This window comes from Pseudomonas sp. 5.2 (assembly GCF_059025405.1).
The window spans coordinates 141,537-167,015 of record NZ_JBYBHH010000013.1; the positions used below are offsets into that span (position 1 = coordinate 141,537).

A 25,479-nucleotide genomic window follows, 5' to 3' on the forward strand; every position below is an offset into this window, starting at 1 on the left:
CGTTCGGTATCAAGATGACCGGACATGATGGACATATTCAAGATCCATTGCACGCAGCGTTGAGAGACCGAGGCTACATCCACAACAAGGTCAGGAAAAAGCCAATCATGGGTTTCCTATGTACAGACCACTTTGAGCCACTGACTGTCCACCATGGGTCGAAAACGGTCGCCAATGCATATCCGCCCCCCATCGCCCCTCATCAGCCAGCCGCCGCCGCTCTGCACAGCGCCTTTCATCGATCTCACTGATGACTACTATCAAGCCGCGCGCCTGTGTAGTTGCCCATCCCCACCCGTATAATCGCCTCCAATTTCCCCCCTCCTCCTCGTCTTTCAGGCGACTTCCCCCTTGGAACCCAGCACCATGCCAAGCGACAGCCAGGCCCCTAGCGGCCTTCCCGAACATAATCAACAAAGCGTCAAACAGCAGTGGCTGGCGATTCTTTCGGTCGCGGTGGGTGCCTTCGCCCTGGTGACCAGCGAGTTTCTCCCAGTAGGCGTACTCAACGATGTCGCCAGCGACCTGGGCATCAGCGCCGGCCAGGCCGGGCTGATGGTTACCCTGCCCGGCATCATGGCCGCCCTCGCCGCCCCCTTGTTGTCTGTAGGCATTGGCGCCTTGGACCGTCGTTACCTGCTGATCGGCCTGACGCTGATCATGATCATCGCCAACGCGGTGGTGGCCTACGCCAGCGACTTCAACCTGCTGCTGTTCGGCCGTGTGCTGCTAGGCATCAGCATCGGTGGCTTCTGGGCGACGGCCATTGCCCTCAGCGGCCGCCTGGCGCCCAAGGGTGTGGGCGTTGCGCAGGCCACGTCGATCATCATGGTCGGTGTGACCCTAGCCACTGTCCTGGGGGTGCCCGTGGGCACCTGGTTGAGTGGCCTGATGGGCTGGCGCATGACGTTTCTGGTGACCGCGTTGGTGGGCGTGCCGGTGCTGCTGGCGCAGGTCCTGCTGTTGCCGCGGCTTAACCCAGACAAGGCCATTCGCATCAGTGACCTGCCGGCGCTGTTCATCAATCCGCAGGCGCGGGTTGGCTTGATCGCGGTATTGCTGATTGGCCTGGCGCACTTTGCCGCCTACACCTATGTCGCGCCTTTCTTCAAGCAAAGCGCTGGCTTCGATGGGCCGACCATTGGTTCGCTGCTGCTGCTCTATGGCGTTGCGGGTGTCATCGGCAACATTTTCGCCGGCTTCGCCGCCAACCGAAGCGTACGTCATACCCTGATGCTGGTCGCCCTGATGATAGGCGTCAGCACCGCGCTGTTCCCCTACTTTGCCACCGGTATGACCGGCGCGGCGATGCTGATCGCACTGTGGGGCTTCGCCTTCGGCGCCTTCCCGGCGTGCGCCAGTATCTGGATGTTTGTCGTAGCACCCAAGGATGTCGAACGCGGCATGCCACTGTTCGTCGCTATGTTCCAGGTGATCATTGCCTTGGGCTCGTTCTTCGGTGGGCAGATCGTCGACCAGTTGGGCACCGCAGTATTGCTGAGCTTGGCCACGGCACTGGTGGGTTGTGGTTTTGCGACGGTGCTGGTGCTGGGGCGTAACGTGAGTAACCGATTGGCGGTTCAACCCTGCTGATAGGGGCGCAAGCTGCCAACGGCCTTTGGCAGCTTGCGCCTTTGTGTGCCGCACTCGTATACAGGTCTTTTTGGGCAGGCAGCAGACGCCGCGGCCGCAGGGCGACGGCGGTGCGTCGCTGGCGCCCTTCAATCATGAGGTAAAATAAAGTTCATCTCAAAAATAATGAGATTGCCTCATATTCCTTTACGCCTGAAAATCCCCCTATCGTTTTTTGCGCCGGCTCGCAGGTTACCTGGCGAAGCCCACACTGCGTAAACGCACCGGAAAGCTCTGGTGCACTGAACAATTAAGGGATTAAGGCACCGCACCAACATGAACAACACGCTTGCTTTTGCTATCAAGAGCGTCTGTTTCGATGAGCACTACCAGCCCTCGGACAACACGCGCATCACCACCAACTTTGCCAACCTGGCGAGAGGCACCAGCCGCCAAGCGAATTTACGCAACACCTTGAAGATGATCGACAATCACTTCAATGCACTGGCGCATTGGGACAACCCCACCGGCGATCGTTACACAGTAGCGCTGGAGATCATTTCTGTTGAGATGAACCTCGATGCTGAAAGCGGTGACCCGGCCCTGCCGCTGATCGAACTACTTAAAACGACCGTCATTGATAAAAAAACCAACACGCGTATCGATGGCATTGTCGGCAATAACTTCTCGTCCTACGTGCGCGATTATGATTTCAGCGTGCGCTTGCTGGCCCACAACAAAGGCCGGCCCACCTTCAGCACGCCAGAGGATTTCGGCGACCTGCATGGAAAACTGTTCCAGTGCTTCGTGAACTCAGCGGCCTACACAGCGCATTTCAACAAGCCACCGGTTATTTGCCTGAGCGTTTCGAGCAGCAAAACCTATCAGCGCACTGAAAACCAGCACCCTGTACTGGGGGTCGAGTACCAGCAAGACGCGTATTCGCTGACGGATGAGTACTTCAAGAAAATGGGCTTGAAGGTTCGCTACTTCATGCCGCCAAACAGCGTTGCGCCGCTGGCTTTTTACTTCGCCGGCGACCTGCTGGGTGATTACAGCAACCTTGAACTCATCAGCACCATCAGCACGATGGACACCTTCCAGAAGATTTACCGCCCCGAGATTTACAACGCGAACGCGGTCGCTGGAAGGTCCTATCAGCCCAGCTTGCAGCACCAGGACTATTCATTGACGCGCATTGTCTATGATCGCGAAGAGCGCAGCCGACTGGCGATTGAACAAGGTCGGTTCGCCGAAGAGCACTTCATCAAACCCTACCACGCCGTACTTGAGCAGTGGTCCGCCAATTACGCTCATTGACGCTTCCCACGTTCAAGGTCTTTTACTATGAAAAAGCTGTTACCCACTTCAACCGCCGGCAGTTTGCCTAAACCGTCCTGGCTCGCACAACCTGAGACACTTTGGTCGCCTTGGAAGCTGCAAGATGAGGCCCTGATCGAGGGCAAACACGATGCCTTGCGTTTGTCATTGCACGAGCAGCAAGTTGCAGGCATTGACATTGTCAGCGATGGTGAGCAAACGCGACAGCACTTTGTCACGACGTTTATTGAGCACCTCAGCGGTGTCGATTTCGAGAAGCGTGAAACCGTTAGAATTCGCGATCGCTATGACGCCAGCGTGCCGACGGTTGTCGGGGCTGTGGCTCGCCAGAAACCGGTGTTTGTCGAGGATGCCAAGTTCTTGCGTCAGCAAACCAAGCAACCCATAAAATGGGCACTGCCAGGCCCCATGACCATGATTGATACGCTGTACGACAGTCACTATAAAAGCCGTGAAAAGCTGGCCTGGGAATTTGCCAAAATTCTCAACCAGGAGGCCAAGGAGTTAGAAGCCGCTGGGGTCGACATCATCCAGTTCGATGAACCTGCATTCAATGTCTTCTTTGATGAGGTGAACGACTGGGGGGTGGCCACCCTGGAGAGGGCCATTGAAGGGCTTAAATGCGAAACGGCCGTGCATATCTGCTACGGGTATGGCATCAAGGCCAACACCGACTGGAAAAAAACCCTCGGGTCAGAATGGCGGCAGTATGAAGAAGCCTTCCCCAAGCTGCAAAAATCCAGCATCGACATCGTTTCGCTGGAATGCCACAACTCCCGCGTGCCGATGGACCTGATTGAACTGATTCGCGGTAAAAAGGTGATGGTTGGCGCCATTGATGTGGCAACCCATACCATTGAAACACCCGAGGAAGTCGCCAACACCCTGCGCAAGGCCCTTCAGTTTGTCGACATCGACAAGCTCTACCCGTGCACCAACTGCGGCATGGCGCCGTTACCGCGTCACGTTGCCAGGGGGAAATTGAGTGCGTTGACTGCAGGCGCTGAAATCGTCCGCAGAGAGTATGCGAACGCATAGTGAACTCACGGTATACGTGGTTTACGGGGGGCCGCTTCAGGCCCTCCTTGGCACACTCGATCAGCACTTACTGCTCAGGGTCTTTATGTCACTTCCCACTGCTGCAATCGAACCGTCGCGGTTTCGCGAAGCCCTCGGGCACTACGCCTCCGGCATCACGGTGATTACATCGCACCTTGACGATGAACCGATTGGCTTCACCTGCCAGTCGTTCTACAGCGTGTCGATGAGCCCGCCGCTGGTGTCGTTCAGCGTAATGTGCAGTTCTGCCAGCTACCCCAAAATTCGCCAGGCAGGTCGATTTGCGGTCAATATCCTGTCGGGTGAACAAGCCAAGGTGTCCAACCAGTTCGCCCGACGCGGCACGGACAAGTGGCACGGGATCGACTGGAAGAAATCACCGCTCGGTAATCCGGTCATTGCCGGCAGCCTGCACTGGCTTGATTGCGAAATTCACGCCGAGCACGTCGCAGGTGACCACCTGATCGTGATCGGTGAAGTGAAAGCGCTAAACCCGCAAGCCGCTGCTACCACGCAGCCATTACTGTATTTCAAAGGCGAGTATTGCCACCTCCCCACAGCAGCCGCCTGAAAAGGGTTGACTGCGCTGCAACCCGCAGCGTCGATTCAACTTCCCGCTCTGTGTTCTTCCCAGCCTTGGCCAATCCCTCTACAATCGAGAGTGTTTCGTATTTGCATCCTCCGCCGGCTGGGAGAGGGAATGTCCACAATGCCACCCGACGCAGTACCTCATGAGCATCTGCATGCGCTGTACCGTGACCACAACGTGTGGTTGCGTAGCTGGTTGCGCCATCGGCTGAACAACTCAGCGGATGCTGCGGACCTGGCTCAGGACACCTTTGTGCGCGTGCTGCTGGCCCGCACCGCCAGCAGCCTGAAGGAGCCTCGGCACTACCTGGCGACCATCGCCCGCGGCTTGGTCATCGATTTGTACCGGCGGCGCAGCCTGGAACAGGCCTACCTCGAAGCCTTGCAACTGCGCCCCGAAGCGTACGCCCCTTCGGCAGAAACCCGTGCACAGATCCTGGATAGCCTGCTCGCCATCGATCGCTTGCTCGATGGCCTAGGCACGCGTACCCGGCAAATTTTCCTGGCGGTGCAACTGGACGGGCTGTCCTACGAGAAAGCCGCTGAACGCTGTGGGGTATCGGTGAGCACCGTGCGCAAGCACCTGGCCCGCGGCCTGATGCATTGCCTGCTGCTGGACGAGGTATGAAGCGCGCCCTGGCCCAGGCGGTGGACTGGTATGTGCGCCTTAACGAAAGCACGGTCAGCCCTGCCACCCACAGCCAGTGGCAAGCCTGGCTGGCGGCGGACCCGCAGCACGCACAAGCCTGGGCCCGGCTTGAACACTTGCAGCAGCGCTTGGCCCAAGCCCCTGCGGCGGGAGGTGCGGCGACCCTTGAACAAGCCCGGCAACAGCGCCGTGCGGCGGTCAAGATGCTGGCGCTGTTGCTCGGGGTCGGCGTGGTCGGTTGGCAGGGTTATCAGCTTTCGCCTTGGCAGGCGGACTACGCCACGCGCGTGGGGCAACGCCGCCACCTGACGCTGGCTGACGGCAGCCGCTTGGTGCTGGACACCGACACCCAAGTGAACCTGCATTTCGATGGCCAGCAGCGGCTGATCGTGCTGAAGCAGGGCGAAATTCTGGTGGAAACGGCCAAGGATGCACGCCCACTGAGCGTGCAATCGGCCGAGGGCCGAATCCTCGCCCTCGGCACGCGCTTTGCCGTGCGCCAGGGGCACGGCAGCACCCGGGTCACGGTCGAGGCGCACGCCGTGGAGGTCCAACCAAGGCTGGCGCAGGCACAGGTGATGCGTGCCGAAGCGGGGCAAACCCTGACCTTTACCGCAGACCGAATCGGGCCACTGCACCCCGCCGCCGCGCAAAGTTCAGCCTGGGCGCGAGGCATGCTGGTGGTGGTCGACTGGCGCCTGGACGACGTGCTCGCCGAGCTTTCACGCTACCGCCCCGGCTACCTCGGTTGCGCGCCCGAGGTCGCCGGTTTGCGGCTGTCCGGCACCTTCCTGCTGGATGACAGCGAGGCGGTGCTGGCCAATCTGCAGGACTCCCTGCCCGTGCAAATCCGGCGCCTGACCCGTTACTGGGTGCGGATCGAGGCGGGTGTCGCATGAAACAAACTTTTTCGCGTGAGGGGTAACAGATTTCAATTTCTGCTTCGGCTCTAGCTGCACATGCGTAAAAAACGCAGCCATTGCCAACCCCAACAGGAAGTTGTTCATGTTCGTACCCCCCTCCCGACTCGCCTGCGGTATTCACCGCGCAGCGCTCACCCTGAGCCTGGCCGGCTCGCTGCTGGTGCTGCCCGCTGCCTGGGCGCAAGCACAGCGCTATGACATCCCGGCTGGCAGCCTGGCCGAGGCCCTCAGCCAATTCGCTGCCGCCAGCGGGGTCATGATCACTTTCAGCGCCGAAGATACCGCGGGCCTCGGCTCACCAGGCCTGCAGGGGGATTTCGAGCTGCACCAGGGATTTGCCCACTTGCTCCAGGGCAGCGGCCTGCGGCTTGTGCAGGCGGGGAACAAACGGTACGTGCTGGCCAAGGCCGAGCGCGGCGCCGCCTTGGAACTGGGCGCCACCAGCATCAACGCCGCAGGCCTGGGGGCCACCACCGAGGGCACTGGCTCGTACACCACAGGCCAGAGCAACACGGCCACCAAACTGCCGTTGACCCTTCGCGAAACCCCGCAGTCGATCAGCGTGGTTACCCGTCAGCGTATGGATGACCAGGGGCTGAACGACATCACCGAGGTGTTGCAGCAGACGCCGGGATTATCGGTGCAGAGCCTTGGCAGTGAGCGTTTCAACATTTATTCACGTGGCTACTCGGTTGATAACTACCAGTTCGACGGCATCCCCACCACGCTGGATATCGCAACCCAGATGTCGGCGCAGAGCCTGGCCGACATGGCCATCTACGACCGTGTCGAAGTGCTGCGTGGCGCCACTGGGCTAATGACCGGCGCGGGCGACCCTTCTGCCACGATCAACCTCGTGCGCAAACGTCCTACGGCCGAATTCAAGGGCCACATCACGGCTGGCGTGGGTTCGTGGGACAAGTACCGTAGCGAAGTCGACCTGTCCGGCCCGTTGACGCCCACCGGTAACGTGCGTGGGCGGATGGTCGCGGCTTACCAGCAGAACAACAGCTTCATGGACCATTATTCCCAGGAAAAGCAGATTTTCTACGGGGTCCTCGAAGCCGACCTGACCGACACCACGTTGCTGACGGTGGGTGCCGACTACCAGAAAAACAACCCGCAAGGCTCGTCTTCGGTGGCGTTCCCGCTGTTCCACAGCAATGGCGAGCAAACGTCGTTCTCGCGCTCCACCAACAGCGCCGCGCGCTGGAGCCACAACCCGCAAGATGCCCTCAACACCTTCGCAAGCCTCGAGCAGAAACTGGCGTATGACTGGACCCTGAAGGCGTCGGTCAACCAGATGTATATCAAGCGTGACGACTACAAACTGGCCACCGCCAGTTGGGGCTTCCCCGACGAGAGCACCGGCGCAGGTGTACGCCTGTATGGTGGCGCAGGCAGCACCTGGCAGAAACAGACCGGCCTGGATGTGCAAGCCCAAGGCCCGTTCCAGCTGTTCGGCCGCCAGCATGAGTTGATCGTCGGCTACAACTATTCACGTTACGAAAACCGCCATACGCCCACCCGGGGTACCCGCATCGAAGGCACCTTCGTCAACGTCTACGACTGGGACAACTACACAGACAAACCGGTAATGGGTGGCGGCAAGCTTTACGATGGCGACACCGTCATTCACCAGACCGGCACCTACATTGCCACCCGCCTGCGCCCGACCGATGAACTGTCGGTTATCCTGGGTGCGCGAGTCAGCAAGTACGACTACGACTACGACCTGACCTACCCGGCGACGCCCCTCAGCAACCGCACGACCGACTACAAGGAAAACGGCGTTGTTACCCCTTACGCCGGTGTGGTCTATGACCTCAACGACATCCACTCGGTGTATGCCAGCTGGACCAGCATCTACAAACCACAGAGCCTGCGTGACGCCGACGGCTCAAACCTCGAGCCGCGTGAAGGCGACAACTACGAGGTGGGCCTGAAGAGTGAATTTTTCGACGGTCGCCTGAATACCAGCATCGCAGCCTATGAGGTCAAGCAGGACAACCTGGCCGTGCTCGACGAAGGCAAGACCGTCAACAATGATGGTATGACTGCCGCGTACAAAGCCGTGAGCGGCGCCACCACCCGTGGCTTTGAAGTCGAGGCCAACGGCGAGTTGATGCCCGGCTGGAACGTCTCGGCCAGCTATAACCACGGCATCACCAAGGACCGGGATGGCGAGCGCTTGAACACCGAAGCCCCGGCCAACATGGTGAAGCTGTGGAGCACCTACCGACTACCGGGCGACTTCGACCGCCTGACCGTCGGCGGCGGTGCCAACTGGCAGAGCGGCACCCACATCACCGTCACGCCAAGCATCGCATTGGGCACGGTCAAAGCCAAACAATCGCAGTTCACCGTGGTCAACCTGATGGCCCGCTATCAACTGACCGACCAACTTTCCACGACGCTCAACATCAACAACCTGTTCGACAAGAAATACATCAGTGCGTTGGATACCACGTTCTACAGCGGCTATTACGGCGAGCCGCGCAACGTGATGTTGAATACCCGATACGATTTCTGAGCAGCCTCATGGCCTGAAATAAGGGGCCGCTGCGCGCCGAGTGTGTGATTTTTGCTGCTGAGCCTGCGTCTGAAACGCTACCCCTCGCTGTCGAATGGGGAGTGATAACAGGGCCTTCCATGCAAACGCTGTTGAACGAGATTCTCGACGAAGTGCGCCCCTTGATCGGCAAGGGCAAAGTGGCTGACTACATTCCTGCGCTGGCCGACGTGCCAGCGCAGCAATTGGGCATCGCAGTCTATGGCAACGATGGCAGTTATCACTGCGCGGGTGATGCCCTGGTGCCATTCTCGGTGCAGAGCATTTCCAAGGTATTCAGCCTGGTCCAGGCAATTGGCCATTCCGGTGAAGCCATTTGGGAGCGGCTTGGGCATGAGCCTTCAGGCCAGCCATTCAACTCGCTGGTGCAGCTGGAGTTCGAGCGCGGGCGCCCACGCAACCCCTTTATCAATGCCGGTGCGTTGGTCATCTGCGATATCAACCAATCGCGCTTCGCAGCCCCCACGTTGTCGATGCGCGATTTCGTGCGACGGCTCTCGGCCAACCCCCATATTGCGATCGATACCCGCGTCGCGGATTCGGAGTATCAATTCCGCGCGCGCAACGCGGCCATGGCTTACCTCATGCAGTCCTTTGGCAACTTCCATAACGACGTCGAGACGGTGTTACGCAGTTACTTCAGTTACTGCGCGCTGCAGATGAGCTGCCTCGATCTGGCCCGCGCCTTCTGCTTTTTGGCCAACGACGGGTTCTGCAAGCACAGCGGCGAGCAAATCCTGAGCCGACGCCAGACCCAGCAGGTGAACTCGATCATGGCCACCAGCGGGTTGTATGACGAAGCCGGGAATTTCGCCTACCGCGTGGGGTTGCCAGGCAAGAGTGGCGTGGGTGGCGGGATTGTAGCAATCGTGCCGGGCCAATTTACCGTATGCGTGTGGTCGCCGGAGCTGAATGCCGCGGGCAACTCCTACGCGGGCATGGCGGCGCTCGAGTTGTTGAGTTCACGTATCGGGTGGTCGGTGTTCTGACGCATTACGTGGGAGCGGGCTTGCCCCGCGAACACCGGCGAAGCCGGTGCCATGCACCGCGTAGCCCCATTCGCGGGGCAAGCCCGCTCCCACAAAACTATTCCGACAGAGCCTAGTGTGCGTGCGCCCAAGCACTGGGCCTGCGCGAAGACGCTCCCGGACGCTTCTTGATGTCTTAAATCATGACTATATGCGTCGTTTAAGACATATCAATTTCTCTGCATCATGGCTCCACACCCAATCAACGGAGCTGGACCATGACCCAGGAATACAAAGGCACCGCCCTGATCACAGGCGCATCTTCCGGCATCGGCGCGATCTACGCCGAACGCCTGGCTCAACGTGGCTACGACCTGGTTCTGGTCGCCCGCAATCGTGATCGCCTCAATGCCCTCGCCAGCCGTATTACCAACGAGACCCAGCAGAGCGTGGAAGTCTTCCAGGCGGACCTGGCCAGCTCAGCGGACTTGGCGCGCGTCGAGCGCAAATTGCGCGAGGACGCCAGCATCAACCTGTTGGTTAATAACGCCGGCATCGGCACACACACCATCTTGATGGAAAGCGATGTCGAGCGCATGGCCGAGATGATCACGCTCAACGTCACCGCACTGACACGGCTCACCTACGCCGCTGCTCCGGGCTTCGTCGCTCGCAAACAGGGCGCAGTCATCAATATTTCCTCCATCGTCAGCCTGGCCCCCGAATTACTGAATGGTGTGTACGGCGCAAGCAAAGCCTACGTAACGGCCTTCACTCAGTCGCTGCACAAGGAGCTGGCAGAACATGGCGTCAGAGTTCAAGCGGTGCTGCCAGGCGCCACAGCGACCGACTTCTGGGAGATCGGGGGGCTGCCTGTCGAAAACCTTGATCCCAACATCGTGATGTCAGCCAGCGACCTGGTGGATGGCGCCCTTCAAGACTTCGACAACAGCGTCCTGATCTCCATCCCTTCCATGCACGACCTGCAGCATTTCGAACGCTACGAAAGCAGCCGCAAAGCGCTGTTCGGGCATCTTTCCAGCAACACACTCGCACCGCGTTACGGCGTTTGATCAAACAACTTGAGCGTGGCGAAAGTCTTCTTCGGATTAGCTAGTTTTTGAGGTACACAAAGGGCGTTAGCCTGGCATCACTCTCTGACCTGTAAAGGACAACGTCACATGAAAGCCATAGTTTTCCAAGAAGCTGGTTTGCCCATTCACGATGCTCGTTCCCTGTTCGAAACAGACCTGCCCACGCCCACGCCTGGAGCTCGCGATCTGCTTGTCGAGGTTAAGGCTATTGCAGTGAACCCGGTAGATACGAAGGTACGAGCTCGCAGTTCCAGCCAAGCGGTTCAGGTGCTGGGTTGGGATACCGTCGGCATCGTCCGTGAAGTGGGCAGTGATGTGTCACTGTTCAACGTGGGTGACGAAGTATTTTACGCCGGCGCAATCGATCGCCCGGGCAGCTACAGCGAATTTCACCTGGTCGATGAGCGCATCGTCGGCCACAAGCCGCGTAGCTTGGACAATGCCAGTGCCGCAGCTTTGCCGCTGACCTCCATCACTGCCTGGGAGCTGCTGTTCGACCGACTGGGCGTGCAGGAAAACGGGGGTGAAGGCCAAAGCCTGCTGGTGATCGGCGCCGGTGGCGGCGTTGGCTCGATACTGGTTCAGCTGGCTCGCAAACTGACTCAACTGACCGTCATCGGTACAGCGTCGCGGCCAGAGACCCAGTCTTGGTTGCAAGAACTGGGCGCCCACCATGTGATTGATCACTCCGCCTCAATCCCACTGCAACTCGAAAACCTGAAACTCAACCCGGTCGACTACGTCATCAGCCTGACCCATACCGATACCTACCTGCCGCAGCTCGTTGAAGTGCTTCGCCCACAAGGCAAACTGGCGCTGATCGATGACCCCGCACAACTGGATGTCATGCCGCTCAAGCGCAAATCGCTTTCGCTGCACTGGGAACTCATGTTCACGCGATCGCTTTATCACACTGCAGACATGATCAAACAGCATGAGTTGCTGAACAGAATTTCGGTGCTGGTCGATAACGGCGTGATCCAGACCACCATCGGGGAACACTTCGGCAAAATCAGCTCGGACAACCTGAAGCGCGCCCATGCTCTGATCGAGAGCGGCAAAGCCAAAGGCAAGATCGTTCTCGAAGGTTTCTAACCCGCTGGTACATTCGCGACTCAGGCGCCAAAGACTGGGCGCCGCCCTTGATGCATGGCCACCCCCATGATTCGCATGTTGCTAGGGCCTGGGCTGTCCGCACCTCTTACGTAGACGGTCAGCACGAGCAACAGGTGGTTGAAGTCGAATGACAGGTGCACGCTCTCCCAAATATGAATCCGATCAATACCCATTGATCGGATTCGACAAATGGCTACACAAAACGGTTGAAACAGTAGCGGTAACAAAACGTCGGGGATTTCTGGGCAAGCGGACATCTGTAACCGGGGCCGCTTCGCGGCCCATCGCCGGCAAGCGCGGCTCCCACAGGTACAGCGCATGCCTGAAGGCTGGTGATATTCCGGTGAGAGCCGGCTTGCCGGCGATGAGGCCTGCACTGACAACAGAGCTTTGGATCAGTGTCCGCCTTGGGTCGATTGCGGCCAGTCATGACCGTCTGCTACGACCCATTGCGGTCGTTCACGAGCGACGTGGGCTGCAGTTTCCGTTTCCCGGGCTGACAGTTCAGTTTGCGGCGTTGTTCATCTGCTGAAGTTCAAGTTGCTTGGCAGCACTGGCCTCAAGGTTTGCACGCTCTTCATCCAGGTACCGATAAATGCTTTGCAGGTTGGCGATCTTCTGCTTGATCTCTGCCATCTTTTTTTCAATTAGCCTGGCGCCGTCAGCACAGTCAATCAGCTGGTTCCGCTGCGCATTCAGAATCTCGCCAATTTCCCCAAGGGAAAACCCCATGCTTTGCGCGCGCTGGATAAAGTCCAGATCGTGCAGCGTTTGCTCGGTGTAAACGCGATAGTTGTTGGTTTGCCGCAGCGGTGAGATCAGGCCAAGTTGCTCGTAGTAACGCAGCGTATGGCGGCTGGCGCCGCTGCGCGCCTCAAGTTCGCCGATTTTCATGACAATACCGCTTGACCCTAGAGTTGGGTCGATAGTTTACGCTTTGTTTCTCACCTTCAACAAGGAACAGGGAAATGAGCGTGGAGTGCTTTGTTACAGGCGGAACGGGCTTTGTTGGCCAACATTTGGTGGCGAACTTAAGTGCAAAAGGTCACACCATCAGGGTGTTGATGCGTCGCCCAGAGCAATTGGCTGCACTGCGCGAGCACGTCGCTAATTTGGGCGGGTGCGCCAGCCGGGTGTTTGCCGTAGCGGGCGATTTGGAACGGGACAACCTCGGGCTGAGTCCTGCTGACCGTGAAGTGCTAAGGCACGCCAGCGTCATATTCCATCTAGGCGCCCACTTCGCATGGGGGCTGTCAGTGGAGCATTCTCGTGCGGTAAATGTGGAAGGTGCAAAGCGCGTGGCGCTTCTGGCGGCAGAGCAAAAAAGCCGTTTAGTCATGATCGGCGGCTTCATGCTGAAAAATCATGAGCACCTGCAACGCATCGGAATTGATCCTCGTCGTCCGGAGTTGACGAATTGGTCTGCCGTCTATCGACGTGTGGGTGGTTACGAGGGCAGCAAGCTGGAGGCGCATTTTGCGACCCTGGCGCTCATGTCTGCCAAGGGTGGGGAGATTACCGTTGTCCACCCTGCGACGGTCTGTGGCCACAGCCGCACGGGGCATATTCTTGAGGGGCAGCCACTGGTGGCGCTGATACGCAACCTTGTGCAGGGAAAGCTCACTGCTGTACCCGGTACCGCCAAGCACTGGCTGCCACTGGTGACCGTCGATTATCTGGCTGAGCTGGTGGCAGTTTGTGCGTTTGACCCAGCCATGGTAGGCCAGGAATTGCTGGCACTTGATGACCAAACCCCAAACCTGCGAGAACTCCTGATGCAGGTTGCACAACCGTTGAGCTTAAAGTCTCCCAAGCATCACATTCCCCTCCCATTGTTGAAGCTGCTATTGGCTATTCCCCCCGTCGCGTCGTTCTTGCACACAAAACCCGAAGCCTTGGACTTTATCCAGACCACACGTTTTGATACAACGGCGGTCGAGCAATTTGCAAAACGGCATAAAATTGCCAAACCGGATATCCGTCAGTCATTGCAGCACACGGCAGCGTTCGTCAATTCCTATTGCATCGCCAAAAGCTAGGCACCTGACTTCTCCTCCTCAACATTTATGCCGTCGATGCTGGCGGAATTCTATCGAACGACAACTCAGCGACAGGGAGCGTCAGCCATGCAATCAACTTTCGGCAAAGGCGCCATATTTGCACTTTCCGCTGCAGCACTGAACGCAACAATCGGTGTACTCAGCAAAGTACTCATGAGTAATGGCTTCACCGCCAGCAGTGTCGCTGTGATCAAGACCGTACTGGGGTGCATGCTTCTTTCGATCTTACTGTTTTTCCTCAAGCGCCCTGCGGTGTCGACCCAATGGGCTCAGGCGGCTATCTGTGCATTCCTTGGCATCTTTGTGCTGTTCCATTTCGAAACGTCCGCCTATAGACACTACGCTGCGGCAGGTGTGGTAGTAGTGCTGATGGCCAGTGCCTCAATTTCGTCGATCATCCTAGGGCGCATTTTTCTCAAGGATGCCATCACTGCGAACGCTACCCTAGGCGCCGCTTTGGCTATCGCTGGGATTTCGGTGATCTTCGGTGGCGACCTGCAGCAGGGCTTTAGCCTGCAAGGTGCTGCGCTCGCCTCCATTGCCGGCTCCGGCTATGGGGCTTTTTCGGTTGCCATGAAGCGTATGGGAGTATCGGGAGGGCTGCACTTCACCCGTCAGTTGTTGTTCTTTGGCAGCCTGTATCTGCTGATGCCAGCTGCCGCCGATGGTTTCGCGATCGGCGAGTTGTCGCCGCTGGCGATCGCGGCGCTGCTGGCGCTGGCCACGCTGCCGACAATCCTCGGCTTCTTCTGCACCACCAAAGCCATCGAGTACCTGAAGCCATCCCAAGTGCAGGCACTGGAGCTGACGGAGCCACTGTTCGCCGCGCTGCTGGCATTTGTAGCGCTTAACGAAGTGCCGCCCCACAGCCTGTACGCGGGAGCGGCACTGATCATCGTCGGCCTGTGCTTCTCCAATGAACTGATTCGCTTGGGCGGCAAAGCATCCGCCCCTTCCACTTAGTAAACTATTTCGGGCTGCTGATTACGTGAGTGGCGCGAGTGTCTTGAACCGACCGTTTCTGGCCGGTTCCTGCCCTTCGTTGCTCATTAAAATTGATCCTGTCTTAGGGCGCGATCCAACCCGCCTGCCAATGCTCGCCTTGCAAAATGAAGCGTGCCCGTTGGTGGATGTCCTGGGTAAGATCGAGCCACTCTATTTGTCGTAGGTGGACAGCCAGTACAGCGAAATTTTTGAAACCCTCCCTGTTCGTTTCATAGGCTACAGAAGGTGAAGAAATCGACTCGCCGGGTATGCGCCCATGGCGAAAGAGCGCTTGAGTTCTTCCCCGTGCCTGCTCCCAGTGCTTGGCAAGGAGCGACACATCAGACACAGGTTCACCTAGGCCTTCAAGCCGAAGCTGACGCTTGCCAGACGGGTCGACGGCGGTAATACCGACTCTAGGTTCGGCCAGTATCTCTGCAAGCTTCGCCGACCGCTTGTCCACATAAAAGATGATCGACTTCGTAGACTCATCCGCATGGCGCAAGACAACGGTGCTTACCTTAGGTTGCCCTTCAGCATTGACCGTGGCCAGTTGCATCAAGCGAAAGGGATTTGGACTACCGCCAACCGGTATAGCTAAATTTGACCATACCTCAGCCAATATCAGATCAAGCATGGCAATCGCCCAAAATGAAAAAGGGCCGCGTACGGCGTGCGGCCCGGAGGCACTCAGACGCTGCGTGTAACGCCGCCATCGACCTTGATGTTCTGGCCAGTAATGTAGGCTGCCCCTTCGCTCGCCAGGAAGGCGACAGTGGCGGCAATCTCCTCACTGGTGCCATAGCGTTTAAGCGGCACACCTTCTCGACGCTGTTCGGTAGCAGGGAGACTGTCGATCCAACCAGGCAGCACGTTATTAATGCGAATGTTGTCAGCGGCGTACTTGTCCGCATAGATTTTGCTGAACGACGCCAAACCGGCACGGAACACTGCCGAGGTAGGGAAGAGTTCGCTTGGTTCGAACGCCCATGCAGTAGAAATGTTGATGATTGCACCGCCTTTCTGGCGCTGCATGTACGGGGTCACCAGCCGCGCCGGGCGAATGACGTTGAGCAGGTAGGTCTCCATACCCTGGTGCCAGTCTTCGTCGCTGATTTCAAGAATGGGTGCCCGCGGACCATGGCCGGCGCTGTTAACCAACACATCGATACGGCCCCATTTCTGAATGACTGCGTCGACTAGGCGCTGCAGGTCTTCATTTGACTGGTTACTGCCGGTTACACCAATACCGCCTAGCTCTTGCGCCAGGGCCTCGCCTTTGCCAGACGAAGAGAGAATACCGACCTTGAAGCCGTCGGCAGCCAATCTACGTGCTGCCGCCGCTCCCATGCCGCTACCACCGGCAGTGACAATTGCTACTTTTTCTACTGACATACATCCCCCTAAGTGAGGCGTTGACGGGTTGTTGGTGAAATGAGACTAGCACCGCTCAGCACGTCTCAGAGAGACAACAACCCTTCTTCCTGCCAGTAGATAATCTATAGCCTCGCCTGTTCAAGTAGCCACGTTCGGACGGTTTCCAGGGCCGCCGGCTGGTGAGCGTTTCGCGGCCAGACCAGATAATAGGCTTTGTCCAAGCTCATTTGATGCGCCATCGCCAGCGCTAACCTTCCTGCCTCTAGGTCTGCTTTGACGAAGTGGTAGCTGGCCAATGCCAGCCCTTGTCCTGCTGCTGCAGCCTCGATCGCAAGTACCGTTTGGTTGAACCGCACATTTTTAGAGGGTTGGCGGATGGGGCTCTGGAAGGCCTGATCTATGAACTCAGGCCAGAAACTGTGAGCGTCATGCAGCAGGGTGTATTCCTGCAGTTTTTCCACGCTCTCTGGCCGACCCAGTTGTTCAAGCAATACCGGGCTAGCTACCGCAACTATACGTTCAGTCAGAAAAAGCTCGGCATTGAGCATATTCTCGAAAGGTGCACGTCCGTAGCGGACAGCGATGTCAGCTCCACCAGGCCGAAATTGCGAAATGCGGTCAGTGGCAAGTACTTGCAGATCGATCTGAGGGTGCGCAACTGAGAACGAGGACAGCCGAGGGATTAGCCACTTCGCCGCAAAAGTAGGCGTGACGCTGACCGTCAGCTCCAGCCCCACTGGTTTGAGGGCTTGCGTGGCCGTAGTGATCAAGGCGAATGCCTCACGAACTGCCAAGCTGTAGCCCTTCCCGGGTTCCGTTAAGCGCAGCCCTCTCGGCAACCGCTCAAACAACTTCAACTCCAGGCTCGTCTCAAGCCCTCGTATCTGCTGTGCCACAGCGGCCTGAGTGACACCTAGCTCGTCGGCGGCCAGCCGAAAATTCAGATGACGGGCAACCACCTCGAATACCCTGAGCGCGTTAAGGGGAGGCAACAAGGTATGTCCGTTCATAGTATTTTTTCTAATGACAGCGAAGGATTTAATGCCGCTTTGGGAGGATGATAGGCGCTGCCTATAACGCCCACGGACTACATCTAGTCCTCTTTCGTCCACTCCAAAGTGCCAGGGAACCTCGCTACGAAGCGCGTGCCGGCCTCAGGCGTAGAGGTTACTGATAACGTCCCGTTGTGACCCGTTACGATTTGGGATGCGATATACAAACCGAGCCCCAGCCCCTCCCCGCGGCCACCGGCTGCCGACCTTTTAAACGGTTGAAACAGTAGCGGTAACAAAACGTCGGGGATTTCTGGGCCATGGTTCATCACTGACAGCACTATATGATTTTCTTGCATGCTTGCGGTCACCTCTATCGGAAGATCACGCGCCCCATGAGCCACTGCATTGCCCAAGAGGTTTGAAAGCAACTGCCCCATTCTCCCAGCATCACAGAAGACCCCAGGTGAAATGATCACCTCTTGACGGATGTTGACGTTGGGATGACTCGTCATGATTTCATTGATGACGGCACTAAAAACGTCACCCAGGTTGTCCACTAACGTCCGTTTGACCGGAATGCCTCCCCCCAGCTTTCCTCGAGAAAAATCCAGGACATCTTCAATCAAGTTGTTCATCCGCTGCGAGCTTTGTCGTATTGCAGTGGCAAGCTGCTGCTCGCGACCGGCAGGAAGCTTAGCCTCCAGTAGATCGGCGCTCATTCTGATAGCGCACAGTGGCGAACGGAGGTCATGCCCCAGTACGGCAATGAACTGCTCCCGGACAACGCCTGTCTCAGCTGCACTTGCCAGTTCAATCGTTTTGGTCTCAAGGTCCGCCAAAACGTCGAGTTGAACAGCTATTAACTGGGCGAACAGCGTTAGCGTTTTGCACACCGCCTCTTCATCAAAATGGGCCGGAACCTCATCGATAGCACAGAGCGTTCCGAAGAAGTCTCCGTTTGTCCTGGTGATAGGAATGGAGACGTAGCTTTCTAAGCCGTATGTCTGAGGGGTGTGGTGGGTTGAGTACACCGGATGCTCACTGGCATTCCTGAATATAACGGGTTTGCGGTGCTGACGAATTTCGTGGCAAATCGTCGTTTCCAGCACCAACTCACCGCCAGGTATGAGCCCAAAATCAATAGAATCATCGACAGCGCAAGCCACCCATTTTGTCTCGGTGACACGCGCAATTGCCGCAAAGCGCATGCCGGTAACATGCTTCACCATATTGAGAATAAGCGGGACGGCCTCGATCTTGGCAATCGTACTGATGTCGTGTGAAAGGTCAGACGGATAAGGCATCAAGATCGCCGATTGGGTGAATGGCAAATTGGAATTAAAGCGTAAGCCCCTGCGTTTGACAATGAGCCGGGAAAAGCGTCGGGGCCAAAAGCGGACGAATCATCAAACCGGCAGGATGCGCGTCCAGTAACGGGTAAGTTGCTGGATTCGGATGGGTAACGAGCGGGCAATCGTGTTCAATGTCAGCTCGATATTACCAAGCGAATACGAGCCCGACACCCGCAAATGGCTGACCTCGGGCGCGCAGCCAAGATAGCCGGGGCAATAGCGCTGCAACTCATTGATCAGTAGGTCCAGCCTCCAGCCTTCCACTACCAGCCGCCCCTGGGCCCAGGCCTCTTCGGCTGTTTTCAACGCCTGCGTGCCCAACAGTCGCTGACGATCAAACGTCACCGATTGCCCTTCCTCGATCACGACCTCATCGGTGGTCTGCTCAGGGCGTACCGCAACGGCATGCTGGTAGACGCTAAGACGCGTCAGCCCGTCTAACTGGCGCACGGCGAAACGAGTGCCCAATGCGCGCAGCTCCCCCTGGGCACTGCGCACCAGGAACGGACGGGAGTCCTTGCCGGTGGTTACGTGGATCTCACCCTCCCGAAGGATCAGCAAGCGCGTGCTGGCATTGAACATTACATCCAGCGCGGTATCGGTATCCAACACCAGCAAGGTGCCGTCAGCAAGCGCCTCTTGGCGCTGTTCTCCGGTGCGGGTTTTGAGATCGGCCATCCATTTTGGCGCAACGTCATAGCCTTGCCATGCCAATGAACTCGCGCCGGCGCCGAGCAACAACCCTTTGAGAAGGGTGCGGCGATTCGGCCCGCTCTCGCGTAACGTGGACTTTTCCATGACCGCCCAGGCCAACTGCTGCGGCATGCTGCCAAGGCGCGCCTGCAATTCGGTCAACTGCTGCCATGCCCATTCATGCTCCGCACTTCGGCAGTGCCAGCGCTGCCACTGTGCGCGCAGCGCCGGGTCGTCAGGGTTCGCGGACAGGTGTGCGAACCACTGCGCAGCGTGGCGAAGCGCTTGGCGCTGGGCGTCCTTGGTCACCAGGGATTGTCCAAGAGATACAAGAGGCAGCGTTCGGTGGCTCGGGCCATATATTTGGTCACTGAGCTGGCGGACACCTGTAATTGTTCCGCGATCTGAGGGTAGGTCAGCCCTTGCACTTGCGACATCAGGAACGCCGTTTTCGCCTTCACGCCCAGGCCGTCAAGCATGCGATCCAGCTCCAGCAGTGTCTGGAGCAAGGACAGCTGTTCCTCGGCAGAAATCTCGAACGACTCAGGCTGCGCGGCGAGCACTTCGAGGTAGGCACGCTCCACCGACTGACGGCGAAAACTGTCGATCATTACCCGCTTGGCGATAGTTACCAGAAAATGCCGTGGCTCATTGAGCGTGGCCGCCAGGGGTTCACGGCGCTCGGCGAGCAGCACGCGAAGAAAGGTGTCCTGGGCGAAGTCTGCCGCCGCCTGCGAACACCCGGTACGCTTGCGCAGCCAGCTGATAAGCCAGGGTTGATGGTCGTTGTAGAGCGTCGCGATAGGGTTGCCAGACGGCATGTCGAAGCCAAGCAGAGAATAAGAATTAATCTCAATATAGTGAAATGGTGGCCTGAGGGCAATCGACTTTTGGGCCAAAAAACAGGCCAAAAAAAATAATTTCAAAACGCGTTGTCACTTTACGCTCGGCAGCGCGACTCCTTTTGCAGACACCTCATAAAATGCCAACAATCGCATCAGGAGAAAGCATGCAGCATCCCCTTCCAGGCTTCTGCACCGCCACGTTGAACACCCCAAGCGCCCTATGCCTTGCCCTAATGGGTGCATCGTTGTTGATGGCCACTCCAGCAATTACCCGTGCGGCTGAAAGCCAGGTAACAGCCCGTACCCTGCACCAGCAGGAATTTGTTATCGAAGCCGGGTCTCTTGCCACTGTGCTGAACAGCTTTGCCACCAAAGCAGGCGTTGTCTTGTCGTTCGACAACGGCCTGACCGAAGGCAAGCAGAGCCGGGGCATCAACGGCCGCTACAGTATCGATCAGGGCTTTTCTGTGTTGCTGAGCGGGTCTGGATTGCAGGCAGTTGCCGGTGGGGATAACAGCTATGTGGTACTGCCGGCTGCACCGTCGGGCTCATTGCAACTGGGCGTGACCAACGTGACAGGCTCGGGGCTGGGCGCCATCACCGAGGGGTCGAGGTCCTACACGACAGGTAGCACCAACACAGCGACGCGGATGAATCTCTCGCTGCGCGAAACGCCGCAGTCGGTCAGCGTCGTCACACGTCAGCAAATGGACGATCAAAACATGCAATCCCTGGAAGACGTTGCCAGGGCTGCGACGGGAATCAACACCACCAAGGATTTTGGTACCGAACGCTCACGCTATTTCTCCCGCGGTTTCCAGGTCAACGACCTGCAATACGACGGCGTACCGACCAGCATTTCCGAAAGCTACTCGATGGACGTGACCTCTGTTAACAACATGGCCATCTACGACCGGGTAGAGTTTGTTCGCGGCGCAAACGGCTTGATGCAGGGTGCGGGAAACCCCTCGGCGGCCATCAACCTGGTGCGCAAGCGGCCAACGGATACCTATAAGCTCAAAGCAGAAATCGGCGGCGGCTCCTGGGATAATTATCATAGTCAGATCGACGTAAGCGGGCCGTTGAACGAACAGGGCACGCTGCGTGGCAGGACCGTACTGTTATACAACGCCGGCAATAGTTTCGTAGACCGTGCCGACAAAGAGAACCAGCTGTTCTACGCCATTGGCGAAGCCGACGTGAGTGAAGATACGACCGTGACTCTCGGCACCGTCTTTCAAAAGGATTATCACGGCGGTTATGACTGGGGCGGCTTGCCCACTCAACTCGATGGCAGCTTCTATCCACTGTCGCGCTCGGCGTCCTTTGCGCCAAGCTGGGCCCACCTGAACAAAATCAATCGCACGGTATTCGCTGACATCAAGCATACGTTCAACGATGACTGGAAACTCACCGTCAATACTAACCTGATGTGGTCGAATGCCGATTTCCTCGGGCTCTACGGCAACAATATTGGTAACGACCAGTTCCGCCTGTCCACCAACGACACAACATACGACGACGAACAAATAAGCCTTGATGCCGCGCTGAACGGCGCTTTCTACCTGCTCGGCCAGCGCCACGAACTGGTGTTTGGCGCTAACGCGCGCAAAGACCGGTTCATCAACGAGTCGCGTTACAACAACAACCCAAGCGTCGTCGATATTCTGGGTTTCGCCCCTTCACACGTGGTCGCGCCCACCTATAGCTACGAACGCATCCAGTACCGCAACGTACGCAAGGACAAAGGGCTTTATGCCGCCACCCGGTTGAACCCCAGCGACGACCTGCATGTGATAGTGGGCAGCCGTTTCAGCTGGGTTGACTACGCGTCTGCTGACTATGACGACCGTTTCAAGGAAAACGGAAAAGTCATTCCTTATGCGGGCGTCGTGTATGACCTGACTGACAATGCCTCGGTTTACGCCAGCTACACCGAGATTTATCAGGTTCAAAGCAACTACGACATCAACAACACACTGCTCAACCCTATCACCGGCAGCAACTACGAAATCGGCCTAAAGAACGAGTTCTACGACGGGCTGCTCAATACGTCGGTGGCGGTATTTCAGGTTGACCAAAGCCATTTACCTCAGGCGGTTGCTGGCGCAGACCGTATTTGCGGGCAAGGGCATAGCTCAACGTGCTACGAGGAAGGCGGCAAGGTGCGCAACCGAGGTTTTGAAGTAGAGGCTTCTGGCGAGATTCTCCCCGGTTGGAACGCCGTGCTCGGCTACACCTACAGTCACCCTGAATATGTCGGCGGAACCCGCAAAGGTACCGACTACGCCACCGAAACCTCCCCGCGCCGATTAGTCAAACTGGCCACCAACTACCGTTTGCCCGGCGAATTGGACAACTGGCGCGTGGGCGGCAGCCTCTATCATCAGAGCAAAGTCTACCTGGGCAACGTGGAGCAAGGTGCATACAGCCTGGTCGATCTGAACGCCAATTACCAGATCAACAAGAACCTGAGTGCACAACTGAACCTGAACAACGTGTTTGACAAGCATTATTACGCTGCCGTCTTTAACTCGAACCTGGGCAACTATTACGGTGAGCCGCGTAACTTCGCTGTTACGCTACGGTACGAAAACTGACGTGGCCTGGTCTCGCCGCAGCCATGTGATGTGCGGCGAGATTGCAGACCTGTACTGAACAGCAGTGGATGGCAGGTTTGGGTCGATAGCGGTCACTGGCGAATGGCTGCAATCGAACCCAAGCTGCCAGTTGGGGGGCTTTGAATCCCCCCTAAAGCGCTTCCTGAAAATCAGTTACCACTTACCAGAATGTGCCACGGAGGGTCAGCATGTGATTGCGCTCGTCGCCATACCAGTTACCCGACGCCGAAGAGCCTAACGTTGCGTAGTAGGTCTTGTCGAAGATGTTGTTGGCGTTGTAGGCCAAGGTCCAGTGATCATCGATCCTGTACTCGACCAACGCATTCCACACCGCGTAACCACCCTGACGGTAGTCATAGGCTTCGTTGCGCAACACGTTACCGGCGCTGTCGATCACACTGGCGGTCCCGCTGACCAGGTTGGCACTCTGCACGGTCACGCCACCACCGACCTTGAAGTCATGGAACTGGCCCGGCATCTGGTAGGTGCTCCACAGCTTGAACTGGTGCTTGGGGGTGATACTGCTGAACGCCGTGTTGTCCTGGCGGTTGCGGTTGTTGTTGTAGGTGTAGCCGGCCAGCACGTTCCAGTCCGGCAGGATCTCACCGGTCAGCTCCATGTCGATGCCCTTGCTGACCACTTCGCCCTGGGTAAGGTAGCAGCAGTTGCCACCGAACAGCACGTTGGTGAGCTGGTAGGCCGGATCGACCACCGCCTCGTTGTTTCGCTTGGTGTAGTACAGCGCAAACGAAGCATTCACTGCGCCATTGAACAGCTCGCCCTTGATCCCGGTTTCGTAGGTCTTGCCCTTCATCGCCTCGATCGAGCTGCCTGGCAGCGGGCCCTGCAGCTTGTTCTGCTGTGGTTTGTAGATCTCGGAATAGCTGACGTAGGTCGACCACTCGTCATTCAGGTCGTAAACCAGACCGCCATAGGGCACCAGCTTGGTGGGTTCACGTGTGTCGATGTCCGACTCGACGGTCCAAACACCATTGCTGCGGGCGCGGTACAACTGCTCGAACTTATAACGCTGGGCTCGGGCGCCGACGATCAGGTGCAGCGGGTCAGCCAGTTGCAGACGAAGTGTCGAGTACAAGCCGTATTGGGTTTGAGTGTTGGGGTTATAGTCACGGTAGAAGTCCTTGTTGGTCGGCGGCATCACCCACGGTGTAGAGCTTGGGTTGAACACGTTGATCGGGCCGCCGGACCCGGACGACTGCAGGGTGCCTTCCCATTGGCTGGTGATTTTCTGGTAGTCGATGCCCATGAGAAATTCATGCTGCAGGTCGAATGCCCGGAATTTGCCGGCGATGTTGGCATCCCAAAGCTTCTGGTCGCTGCGGTATTGGTTGACGTTGCCGCTCCAGGCCGGGCCATCAAGGGTGACCGGGTTGACCGAGCCGAAGTTGAATGCACTCTTGCTGAAACCCGAGTCCAGTGTTTGGGTGTAGGTGACGTTGGCTTTCCAGTCGTCATTGAATGTGTGGTCGACCTTGGCGAACACTTCCTGAGAGCGGCCATCCAGATAGGCCCAGTTCTCGGTCAGGCTGGTGCTGCGCGATAGGCCCAGGTCGGCACCGGTGCTGTAGCGCGGCAGGCCAGTGCCGGAGCCGGTCTCGTGAATGCGCTCAGAGCGGCCGCCGACGGTCAGCATGGTGTCTGGAGTGATGTCGGCCTCCAGAATGCCATATACGATCGGCTTTTCAGTGGCACGGTCGTCGAGCATGTACTGACGGTCGGTGTAGGCGGCGACCAGGCGACCACGCAGCTTGCCATCGATGCCCAACGGCCCGGTGACGTCGAACTGGGTGCGGTAGTTGTCCCAGCTGCCAGCCGACATGTCGACCTTGAGTTGATAGGTGTCCAGCGGTCGCTTGCGCACCAGGTTGATCATGCCACCCGGGTCACCGGTGCCACCGAACAGGGCGGACGAGCCACGCAGCACTTCAACGTGGTCGAACTCGACCATGTCGTAGTTCTTGTTCGAGTAGAAGCTGCCTGACGTGGTCCCCAGGGCCATCGGTGCAGCACCGTCAATCTGGATGTTCTCCACCTTGAAGCCGCGCGAATAGAAGTCCGAAAGGCGGAAGTTGTTGTTCTTCACCGTGATGCCGGGGGTAATCTTCATGGCATCGGCAAGGTCGGTCATACGCTGTTCTTCGATGACCTGGTTGGTGATCACCGACACCGATTGTGGTGTCTGCCGCAGGCTTGTCGGGGTCTTGGAGCCGATACTGACCTTCTCGGTGGTGTATGAGCCGGTATTCTCGGTCATCATGCCCATGCCCTGGCCTTCGATGAGGGTACTGCCCAGTTCCAATGCAGGTCCGCCGTCATTCGTCAGCGGTTGTAAGGACCAGTTGCCATCGACGGCCTGCGTTGCTGTCAAACCAGTGCCCTCCAGCAGCAAGTGAAGTGCCATTTCATCAGACATCTCGCCGTTGACGGCTTGTGCCTGTTTGCCTTCGACCATGTTCGGTGTGTACGGCAGGCTGATGCCGGATCGCTCGGCAAAGCGGTTTAACGCCTGGCCCAGCGGTGCTGCGGGCAAGTCGTAGCGCTGTGCAGGTTGCTGCGCCTGAGCCATTTGGCAGAGGCTCGACATCGTGCCAATGAAGATGGCCTGGGCAAGCAAGGCGGGACGATAACGGGATTGCAGATCCATCGAGT

At 57.8% G+C, this 25,479-nt stretch carries 21 protein-coding genes; 13 read left to right on the top strand and 8 right to left on the bottom strand.

The window, feature by feature from the left end; translation table 11 throughout:
- Window positions 1-366 precede the first annotated feature (366 nt).
- From AC5PZ0_RS19885 to AC5PZ0_RS19930, 10 genes are all read left to right on the top strand, one after another.
- Window positions 367-1,593 (top strand): MFS transporter, encoded by a 1,227-nt coding sequence (locus tag AC5PZ0_RS19885; protein WP_493855578.1) that lies wholly within the window; start codon window positions 367-369, stop codon window positions 1,591-1,593.
- Between the two features lie 315 nt (window positions 1,594-1,908).
- A complete protein-coding gene (locus AC5PZ0_RS19890; protein ID WP_493855579.1) occupies window positions 1,909-2,892 on the top strand; it encodes a DUF1852 domain-containing protein in 984 nt (327 codons plus the stop codon).
- A gap of 27 nt (window positions 2,893-2,919) precedes the next feature.
- Window positions 2,920-3,951 carry a methionine synthase gene (locus tag AC5PZ0_RS19895; RefSeq protein ID WP_274888732.1) on the top strand — a complete coding sequence of 344 codons (1,032 nt, stop codon included), beginning with the start codon at window positions 2,920-2,922 and terminating at the stop codon, window positions 3,949-3,951.
- A gap of 85 nt (window positions 3,952-4,036) precedes the next feature.
- Window positions 4,037-4,543 (top strand): flavin reductase family protein, encoded by a 507-nt coding sequence (locus tag AC5PZ0_RS19900; RefSeq protein WP_265969699.1) that lies wholly within the window; start codon window positions 4,037-4,039, stop codon window positions 4,541-4,543.
- 129 nt (window positions 4,544-4,672) lie between these two features.
- Window positions 4,673-5,188 carry a sigma-70 family RNA polymerase sigma factor gene (locus tag AC5PZ0_RS19905; protein WP_493855580.1) on the top strand — a complete coding sequence of 172 codons (516 nt, stop codon included), beginning with the start codon at window positions 4,673-4,675 and terminating at the stop codon, window positions 5,186-5,188.
- Entirely contained in the window at window positions 5,185-6,108 is a 924-nt protein-coding gene (locus tag AC5PZ0_RS19910; RefSeq protein ID WP_493855581.1) for a FecR domain-containing protein, read from the top strand. The genes AC5PZ0_RS19905 and AC5PZ0_RS19910 overlap by 4 nt, the downstream gene beginning before the upstream one ends.
- A gap of 106 nt (window positions 6,109-6,214) precedes the next feature.
- Complete coding sequence (locus tag AC5PZ0_RS19915) at window positions 6,215-8,665, top strand: TonB-dependent siderophore receptor (protein ID WP_493855582.1); 2,451 nt, start codon at window positions 6,215-6,217, stop codon at window positions 8,663-8,665.
- A 119-nt stretch (window positions 8,666-8,784) separates the two neighbouring features.
- Window positions 8,785-9,693, top strand: coding sequence for a glutaminase B (gene glsB / locus AC5PZ0_RS19920; RefSeq protein ID WP_027596305.1), 909 nt, complete (start codon window positions 8,785-8,787; stop codon window positions 9,691-9,693).
- A gap of 257 nt (window positions 9,694-9,950) precedes the next feature.
- The gene (locus AC5PZ0_RS19925) at window positions 9,951-10,745 is read left to right on the top strand and encodes an SDR family NAD(P)-dependent oxidoreductase (protein ID WP_493855583.1); all 795 of its coding nucleotides are present in this window, start codon (window positions 9,951-9,953) and stop codon (window positions 10,743-10,745) included.
- Between the two features lie 108 nt (window positions 10,746-10,853).
- Window positions 10,854-11,861: a zinc-binding alcohol dehydrogenase family protein gene (locus AC5PZ0_RS19930; protein WP_493855584.1), complete on the top strand. Its 1,008-nt coding sequence runs from the start codon at window positions 10,854-10,856 to the stop codon at window positions 11,859-11,861.
- A 525-nt stretch (window positions 11,862-12,386) separates the two neighbouring features.
- Here the strand turns inward: AC5PZ0_RS19930 and AC5PZ0_RS19935 are convergent.
- On the bottom strand, window positions 12,387-12,776 hold the full coding sequence (locus tag AC5PZ0_RS19935; RefSeq protein ID WP_493855585.1) for a MerR family transcriptional regulator: 390 nt from the start codon (window positions 12,774-12,776) through the stop codon (window positions 12,387-12,389).
- 74 nt (window positions 12,777-12,850) lie between these two features.
- On the opposite strand from AC5PZ0_RS19935, the gene AC5PZ0_RS19940 reads away from it, so the two are divergent.
- The gene (locus tag AC5PZ0_RS19940; RefSeq protein ID WP_493855586.1) at window positions 12,851-13,921 is read left to right on the top strand and encodes an SDR family oxidoreductase; all 1,071 of its coding nucleotides are present in this window, start codon (window positions 12,851-12,853) and stop codon (window positions 13,919-13,921) included.
- A gap of 87 nt (window positions 13,922-14,008) precedes the next feature.
- Entirely contained in the window at window positions 14,009-14,905 is an 897-nt protein-coding gene (locus tag AC5PZ0_RS19945; RefSeq protein WP_493855587.1) for a DMT family transporter, read from the top strand.
- Between the two features lie 103 nt (window positions 14,906-15,008).
- Here the strand turns inward: AC5PZ0_RS19945 and AC5PZ0_RS19950 are convergent, their stop codons facing one another.
- The 6 genes from AC5PZ0_RS19950 to AC5PZ0_RS19975 all read right to left on the bottom strand — a co-directional run bounded on the left by AC5PZ0_RS19950 (window position 15,009) and on the right by AC5PZ0_RS19975 (window position 20,164).
- Entirely contained in the window at window positions 15,009-15,563 is a 555-nt protein-coding gene (locus tag AC5PZ0_RS19950) for a pyridoxamine 5'-phosphate oxidase family protein (RefSeq protein ID WP_493855588.1), read from the bottom strand.
- Window positions 15,564-15,616: 53 nt separating this feature from the next.
- Entirely contained in the window at window positions 15,617-16,321 is a 705-nt protein-coding gene (locus AC5PZ0_RS19955; protein WP_027596294.1) for an SDR family oxidoreductase, read from the bottom strand.
- Window positions 16,322-16,425: 104 nt separating this feature from the next.
- Window positions 16,426-17,313 (bottom strand): LysR substrate-binding domain-containing protein, encoded by an 888-nt coding sequence (locus AC5PZ0_RS19960; protein ID WP_099429718.1) that lies wholly within the window; start codon window positions 17,311-17,313, stop codon window positions 16,426-16,428.
- An 83-nt stretch (window positions 17,314-17,396) separates the two neighbouring features.
- Window positions 17,397-18,602, bottom strand: a complete 1,206-nt coding sequence (locus AC5PZ0_RS19965) for a GAF domain-containing sensor histidine kinase (protein WP_274888739.1) — start codon at window positions 18,600-18,602, stop codon at window positions 17,397-17,399.
- 102 nt (window positions 18,603-18,704) lie between these two features.
- Entirely contained in the window at window positions 18,705-19,652 is a 948-nt protein-coding gene (locus tag AC5PZ0_RS19970) for a FecR domain-containing protein (RefSeq protein WP_493855589.1), read from the bottom strand.
- Window positions 19,649-20,164, bottom strand: coding sequence for a sigma-70 family RNA polymerase sigma factor (locus AC5PZ0_RS19975; RefSeq protein WP_027596290.1), 516 nt, complete (start codon window positions 20,162-20,164; stop codon window positions 19,649-19,651). The genes AC5PZ0_RS19970 and AC5PZ0_RS19975 overlap by 4 nt, the downstream gene beginning before the upstream one ends.
- Before the next feature lie 188 nt (window positions 20,165-20,352).
- Here AC5PZ0_RS19975 and AC5PZ0_RS19980 point away from each other — a divergent pair, with 188 nt between their 5' ends.
- On the top strand, window positions 20,353-22,788 hold the full coding sequence (locus AC5PZ0_RS19980; protein ID WP_493855590.1) for a TonB-dependent siderophore receptor: 2,436 nt from the start codon (window positions 20,353-20,355) through the stop codon (window positions 22,786-22,788).
- Window positions 22,789-22,969: 181 nt separating this feature from the next.
- Here AC5PZ0_RS19980 and AC5PZ0_RS19985 read toward each other — a convergent pair whose 3' ends face one another.
- Window positions 22,970-25,474, bottom strand: coding sequence for a TonB-dependent siderophore receptor (locus tag AC5PZ0_RS19985; RefSeq protein WP_265969504.1), 2,505 nt, complete (start codon window positions 25,472-25,474; stop codon window positions 22,970-22,972).
- Window positions 25,475-25,479: the final 5 nt, after the last annotated feature.